At 61.9% G+C, this 6,741-nt stretch carries 7 protein-coding genes and 2 pseudogenes; 6 read left to right on the forward strand and 3 right to left on the reverse strand.

The annotated features are described in order from the left end of the window. The 3 genes and pseudogenes from ACESNG_RS19565 to ACESNG_RS19575 all read right to left on the reverse strand — a co-directional run. A partial coding sequence (locus ACESNG_RS19565; protein WP_373070458.1) for a hypothetical protein occupies window positions 1-208 on the reverse strand: 208 nt, incomplete at its 3' end. 21 nt (window positions 209-229) lie between these two features. Beyond that, complete coding sequence (locus tag ACESNG_RS19570; protein ID WP_373070468.1) at window positions 230-1,195, reverse strand: peptidoglycan-binding protein; 966 nt, start codon at window positions 1,193-1,195, stop codon at window positions 230-232. 123 nt (window positions 1,196-1,318) lie between these two features. Continuing rightward, window positions 1,319-1,519 (reverse strand): annotated as a pseudogene (locus ACESNG_RS19575) (DUF2510 domain-containing protein); the annotation flags it as partial. A 253-nt stretch (window positions 1,520-1,772) separates the two neighbouring features. Here ACESNG_RS19575 and ACESNG_RS19580 point away from each other — a divergent pair. From ACESNG_RS19580 to ACESNG_RS19605, 6 genes and pseudogenes are all read left to right on the forward strand, one after another. Further along, window positions 1,773-3,026: a hypothetical protein gene (locus tag ACESNG_RS19580; protein ID WP_373070460.1), complete on the forward strand. Its 1,254-nt coding sequence runs from the start codon at window positions 1,773-1,775 to the stop codon at window positions 3,024-3,026. Between the two features lie 4 nt (window positions 3,027-3,030). Beyond that, a pseudogene (locus tag ACESNG_RS19585) lies at window positions 3,031-3,246 on the forward strand (DUF2510 domain-containing protein); the annotation flags it as partial. 249 nt (window positions 3,247-3,495) lie between these two features. Further along, on the forward strand, window positions 3,496-4,506 hold the full coding sequence (locus tag ACESNG_RS19590) for a hypothetical protein (RefSeq protein WP_373070470.1): 1,011 nt from the start codon (window positions 3,496-3,498) through the stop codon (window positions 4,504-4,506). A gap of 1 nt (window position 4,507) precedes the next feature. Beyond that, complete coding sequence (locus tag ACESNG_RS19595) at window positions 4,508-5,551, forward strand: peptidoglycan recognition family protein (protein ID WP_373070462.1); 1,044 nt, start codon at window positions 4,508-4,510, stop codon at window positions 5,549-5,551. A 200-nt stretch (window positions 5,552-5,751) separates the two neighbouring features. Further along, window positions 5,752-6,348 (forward strand): hypothetical protein, encoded by a 597-nt coding sequence (locus ACESNG_RS19600; RefSeq protein WP_373070464.1) that lies wholly within the window; start codon window positions 5,752-5,754, stop codon window positions 6,346-6,348. Window positions 6,349-6,480: 132 nt separating this feature from the next. Beyond that, window positions 6,481-6,708 (forward strand): TIR domain-containing protein, encoded by a 228-nt coding sequence (locus ACESNG_RS19605; RefSeq protein ID WP_373070466.1) that lies wholly within the window; start codon window positions 6,481-6,483, stop codon window positions 6,706-6,708. Window positions 6,709-6,741 lie beyond the last annotated feature (33 nt).

The raw sequence follows: 6,741 nt of genomic DNA on the forward strand, positions 1-6,741 counted from the left end.
ACCGACTGAGAAGGTGGTGCCGATCGCTCGGTCGGGTCCAGTGGACGATGTCGACCAGCCGGTGCAGTGACCGGGCAGAATCGCCGGTCAGGGGCTTCTTCAAGACCTTGATACATTGCAGTCGGTCGCGGGGGTCGTTGTACAGGACACCAAAGCCACCGGTGCTGATCTTGCCCGACACCGACGGGATGGACTTAGTGGTCGTCATTCCGCCACCGGGCCGAACAACTCAGAAGTCATAGCCGGTCCCCCTCAAGTAGTTGTAGTCCTCGATCAGGTTGTAATACCACTGGCCTTCGGCCACGCCGGTGACGGGCAGTCCGTTTCTAAACTGATAGAGGCGTACTGATGTCTCGGTGCCAGCACCGAAGTAGCCATCGGTCGCTTGTCGTCCGTAGTCGGTGTAGAACAGCGACCCAGCCGCATCGAGTGCAAACTGTAGTTGCTGAACCGCGTCGCCCTTGGCACATCGGCTGAGTGGCGCGTACACCACGAAGCGATACGACGGACAGGTGGTTTCTACGAAGACCGTGATTGGGTTGCCGAAGCTGTCAACGGCCTGCGTTACAAACCGTGAACCGTCCCACAAATACGAGTACGGCACGCCGAAGCCAGCAGCGCATGAGGGCAAGCACACCTCGGTGGTTCCAAGCAGCGTGCCATCTTCTTGCAAGCGGAGTAGCTCACCGAAGCCGATGCTGGTCCAGCCCGGTGTGCCCTGTTGATACACGCGACCCACGAAGCCATTGCCCGACGAATACTCCAAGAACAGTTCGGTCGAACCATCATTGGTGAGGTCGACCATCGCCATGTTCTCGATCCCCGACATGCCAGGCGACCAGCCCTCGACCAGCCATTCGTCGCTCTCGATCCAGGTGCCGTTGCCATCAGCAGCCCAGATCGAGACGAGGCCAGTATCGCGGTCGAGGGTCGCTGCAGTGAGTTTGGCGGCGATGATACCGACGCTGGACGATGCTACCGACGCCGGCCCGCGATCTATGGCCAGTCCCCATGACGCGGAAGCGGCCGCAAACAGATCTTCTTCCGACAAGGTGGTTGTGGTCGCCACTTCGCTAGTCGTCGTTAGGGCTAAGGCAGCTTCAGGTGCCTCCACGGAAATACTGGTGACCGGTTCAGCACTCATCTCGTTGGACCCCCCTTCAATAACTGCGACCACGACGCCCGCCACCGCCACGAGGAGGCCGGCAGCCAAGGCAAACGTAAGTAACCGCCGTCGACGCAGTGGGAGTGGCGCAGTCGTGGTGCTTCCGATCGTCTCACCGGTCGGTGCAGGTTCGGGCACGGCGAAGACGTCTTGGGTGGTCTCAGTCCACGTTGAGCCGTCCCACCACCGCAGCGCGAATGGGTCGGGGTACCACCCCGGCCTAGGGGTGCCAGCCGGATCAACGGTCGGACCAGGGGTGCCAGCATTTCCTTCAAGGCGGGTAACCGACGACCACGCCGCTCCGTCCCACCATCGCTGTGCCAGCGCGTCATTTTCCCACCCTGGTTCAGCCACTCTGCCCCTTACTCCACAAACTCGCTAGAGACCCCAAAATACACGACCTGCCTACAGTATTTGTAATAAAGTGGCGCTGAGTCTTAGGAGATCTTAAATGTTTTGTCATTCATGCGGCACGGCGCACGTCGGTCAGGCGCCGTTCTGCTCGTCGTGCGGCACACGCCGCGATTCGGTGACCACCACCCAGGAGCCGATAGCGGCCCCACAAGAATCGGCTGCTACGACTCACGCTGCACCCGTGGTGGCTCCGGTGACACTTCCCTCCTGGCTGGGCGCCGACTGGCTGCAAGCCGTGGTCGGTGCACTTGCAGTCGGTGCCGGGATCCTCGTCGGGTCTGCCGCCTTGCTGGTGCTTGCTTTCATGTGGGACGAATTCGATGGCGTCCACGTCTTTCAATCAATCTTCCTTTTTGCTTCGGCTGCCTTCGGCGCTGGCTTTACCCTCGAGAGCTCCGATGGCTACGTCAGCGTCTCGGCGTTGGCGGTCCCGCTGGTGTTCGGTACCGTGCTGTTGGCTCGCATCGTGACGGACCGGGCCGCCGGAGCGATAGCGCCCGACACCAACCGGCTTCGGGCGTTCACAGGAAAGATGGCGGTGGCGACAGCGTTGCTAGCCGTTGCGGCCACCAAGCTCGCTGCGATCAAGTTCGATGGGGGCTCGAACTTTGATGAGGCACGTTTCGCGCCTTCGCCTGGCAAGGCTTTCATCATCACTCTTTTCCTGGTGGTGCTTGGCGCCCTACTCAGCCGGTACCGGGCCGGCGTTCGGGTCCCGCCTTCCTGGGTGAAGGCCGGATCACCAGGCCGGATCGCCCTGCTCTCGTGCGGCGCCACCTCGGGACTCACGCTTGCCGTGGTGCTCACCTACTCGTTGATCGAAGCCAATGGGGTGACAATCAGCGCGGTGTCGGGTTCCCTCGTGACGCTGTTGTTCTTCGGCGGAACAATCTCAGGTGGGATCACCGCATTCTCCATGGGGGCGCCAGCGGCATTCAGCGTCTCCTCGTTCGATGCACGAAGCATCCACATATTCAACTCAGGCGTGCCGGGCTGGGCCAAGCTCATGCTGCTCATCGCACCGATCGTTGTGGCATCAATGACGTGGCGCTGCTTGGTGCGATCGCACCCCCGTTCGCAGTCCGAGGTCATCCGCTTCGCAACCACCACAGGAGTCGTCTTTGCCGTCTGCTGTTGTGCGGGCAAGCTCATCAGCAACGTGTCGGTGTGGGTCGACGTCCCCGACACCGACTTCTTCGCGCTCGATCTGTCGCACAACGTTCTGATCGTGTTCGCCCTTGGCTTGACATGGGGCTTGGTCGGTTCGTTCGCCGCCGCCGTGGTCTGGGGCAAGCAACATGACTTACCACTCATCGTGTTCGCCCCAGTTTCCGCAACCCCCACTCCACCGGATCTGCCCGCTGCGCCGGACACCGACTTCTCCACGCTCCCGTTCATCGCTCGCAGCGACGTGCGACCACCCGACCCTTCGATGCGACGGGACTGAAGTGGTGGATTTAATTGCTCCCGCTTGGTGCCCGGACCCTTTAGCCCAACGCTGGTGGAATGGCGTCGACTGGACTGGTCACACGCGTTTTGACGGCGAAGCGGGTGAACCCGGACCCGTCGTTGATCCTGTTGGCCACCCGCCATCGGGCTGGTATGCCGACCCGATGGCGGAACGATGGTGGGACGGCGTTGCGTGGACAACCCAGACACGCGTCCACTGGCCGCCGGAGGCACGCGCAGCCCACGTCGCAAAACAAAGCACCGTTGGACATGCAGCCCCACCAGTGGCCCACTCGCATCGTCGAGCGCTTCTGATTATCGCTGCGGCTGCAGTTGTCGTCTGTCTCACAGCGGCAGGCGTACTGGTGACTATGTCGGGTTCGGACGAAATCGGCGCCATCCTGACCCCCACAACGGCACCGCCCAGCAATCCCCCAGCCATAACTGCCCCTGTCGGAGCCCTACCGGTGGGATCAACAGGCGGTGTCGTGCAGGCAGTAGATTTTGTAACAACACCAATCTCGATCGCTTCGTGCCCAGGATTGCTTGCTGCCGTGACGGCGACGTCGTGCACCGAGATGGAAAGCGGTGGTGAAACGTACGCACTGACCCTCACAGACCTCACCAGCGGCGTCGGCGTGACGGGTTATCAGTTGGCGACAGAGGGCTCCGCCATTGCGGCCATCGCTCAAGTGTCAGGCACCGTTGTGCTGCCAGAAACACCTGGTGTCGTACTTGAGGTGGAAGCGTTCCGCGTCCCCGTGTCGACCGGGGACGTGCTTGGGTTGGTCGCTACCGTCGGTAGCGAGGAGGGCGAGTCGAGCACCGTCGAGCTGTTCACTGTCAACGACGGCGTGCTGATGCCAGCAGTGGTGTTGAGCGACGGTCGCGCAGAACTCGCTACCGATGGCAACACCATTGCAGCTGTGTTTATCCGTGACCAACAGAACCGCCGCTACACCACGCTCTACCCAATGGCGGACGGCTGGATGAGTGTCACCGAAGTGCTCGAAAAGTCTGTTGCCCGCAGTCGGGTCGATGCATCAGCACCTGTTCAGCAGCCGATCGAGATCGTCCTGGAAAGAGAGCCTGTCCCCATCGAGACTGTCCCAGCGGTTCAGACCGACGGGTTCGGCGCGACGGGAACGTTGATCGACGGGTACGGCGTGCCATGCGATGGGGCCTGGATCACCATCGTGGGGAGTAAGACGTACGAACAGGTTGCTGCCGCGCTCGCCGGTAATCCGGCTGCCATGGCGGTGAAGAACGCCGACACCTGCCCGTCGCTCAATCCAACATTTTCGGGCGGCTCGCTGATGGGTGAAGATATCTATGTCGTGTTCTATGGGCCCTTTTACTTCCTTGACGAGGCGCGCGGCACCTGCAATCAACTCGGCTTCACAGCCATGAACGACTGCTTCGTGGCCCCACTGACTTTCAACGCTGGCGATCGCAGCGTTCGGTACGGACCGCTCTGACATGTGCCTCACCGATCGGCGTCTTACCCGGCGCTATGCGCTTTCGGTGGCTGCTGTGGGCTTGTTGCTTCCCCTTGCTGGCCGTCGCAGTAATCCTAAGAGCGCCGAGCCCACGGCCGGTCTCAGTATTCATCCTCGGGACGACTGGGGAGCTGGCCTGCCCCCCGTCGGAGCATTGCAGCCTGAGACGGACGTTCGGTTCCTGCTGGTGCACCACACCGCCGGTCGCACCGAGTACCGCGAGAACGCCGTGGTCGACCAGATCCAGGAGGTTTACCGCTACCACACCAGCCTCGACAAGGGCTGGGCTGATGTCTGCTACAACTTTTTCATCGATCGCTTCGGCGGCGTGTGGGAGGGTCGACAAGGAAGTGCAAACGGACCAGTCGCGGCCGATGCAACAGGTGGAAGCCAAGGCTACGCACAACTGGTGTGCCTGCTCGGAAACTTCCACGAGAACCGCCCAACAGACGAGATGATCGGGTCGTTGCAGTTGTTGTTGGCGCACCTCGCCGACCGTCACTCTCTCGACACAACACCGGGGGCCACCACGTCCTTCGTGTCGAAGGGCTCAAACAAATGGCCCGAAGGTTCACCCGTGACGGCAAGCATCATTTCAGGCCACAGAGACATGTCCTCAACGGTGTGCCCGGGCGACTATGTGTATCCCCTCCTCGCCGGCTCGGTCAGCGAACAGGTACACCTGCTCAGCAGTGCCGTGCCTGCGGCAACCACCGAAACGGCGCCGACCACAGCACCAACATCAACCCCGCCAGCCACCGTTGCGCCGACAGTGCCATCCCCGTCAGCCTCTCCCCCGAGGACAACTCCCACTCCTTCGCCTCAGCCCACCACGACTTCGGACACGTTAACGACGACAACCCCAGCAACCGAGGCCGCGAAGCCAGATGAGGGCGGCGCAAGTGGGACAACCATCGCCACCGGTATCGCTATCGGTGGAGCAGCGGTCGCTGCCGGAGCGTTGGTCGCCGCCGTCCGCCAACGAAAGGTCGACGGAGACGCACCACGCTCATCGCTCAGATAGCTCCCAAAACCCACTCTCTTTGACCCAAGCCAGATATCCACGAAAAGGAAGCAGCCATGTCCCGGTTCTGTTCCCAGTGCGGCACCAGCGCCAGCGAACCGTCGGAGAAATACTGCGCTTCGTGCGGGGTAGCTCTCCCTTCTGCGGCCACGCCTGCGCCCCAACGGCAACGACCGGTACTCCCACTGGCAGGCCAGTCGATGCGGCCTCCCCGATCCATTGAAGTCGCATCCAACCAACCAGCGACAGACGAGAACCACCTCCTTCAAGGTTTGACCAAACCAGATATCGGCATGCCCTGGAATGTTGGTCCGCCAGCACGTCACGAACCCGTCATCACCGGATCTGCGAGCCAGCCAACGCCAGGCGATCAGGGAAAGTTCCAACACTGGATCCGCCGCTACCCATGGGCAATCATCGCCGCAGTCGCGATCGTGTCATTGGGTGTCTTTGCCGTTACTCGGGTGCCGCAAACCAATTCCGATCCAGTGCGGCTGACGCCTGCAGCCGAGAACCGATCGACCAGCGGCGCAGCGTTCACATACTGCGGGGAGACCGGCCCAAACATCAGCGCCAACGCGACGATCTCGGGGCTGAGCGTCGACTTCGACGACCCCGCCTATTGCCAGGGGTTCCGGTTCACCCTCGGCTACGCCCGATCCAACCCTGAGATCTGCGACCAGTTCTGGAACTTGGGCGACGCTGAGATCGTGGACCTGTACATGTCACCCGATGGCGGCAATCACACGTACGTCAACGCCGTTGGTATGGTCGACGGACTTTGGGCGGCGTGCTGATGACCCACCAGGTCCGCCTTGGCCGGGGTCTGCAACGAGTATCCGATCTGGTGCAACAGGCGTCGCACCAACTCAGCTGACGCCGACCAACCCTGAGCGCCGAGCGCAGCGGACGGGGGCAGACCCGGACGGATGAAGGGAGATGTTGGGACGCTGAACTCCCGTGCTCGCCAGAACGTCGTATTAGAGCTCGGAATGTTCATGGGGCGGCTCGGACCACCGCGAGTCTCGGTTGTCTACGAGCCGGGCGTTGAATTCCCGTCCGATATCAGCGGTGTTCTCTACACCGAGCTTGACCCCGCCGACGCATGGAGGAATGCGCTCGCGGCGCGAGATCCAGACCGCTGGCCTGCCGATTGATCTCGAACAGCTCATTCGTTGAAACCACGCTCC

The organism is Gemmatimonas sp., from assembly GCF_041689975.1.
Classification (GTDB): domain Bacteria; phylum Gemmatimonadota; class Gemmatimonadetes; order Gemmatimonadales; family Gemmatimonadaceae; genus Gemmatimonas.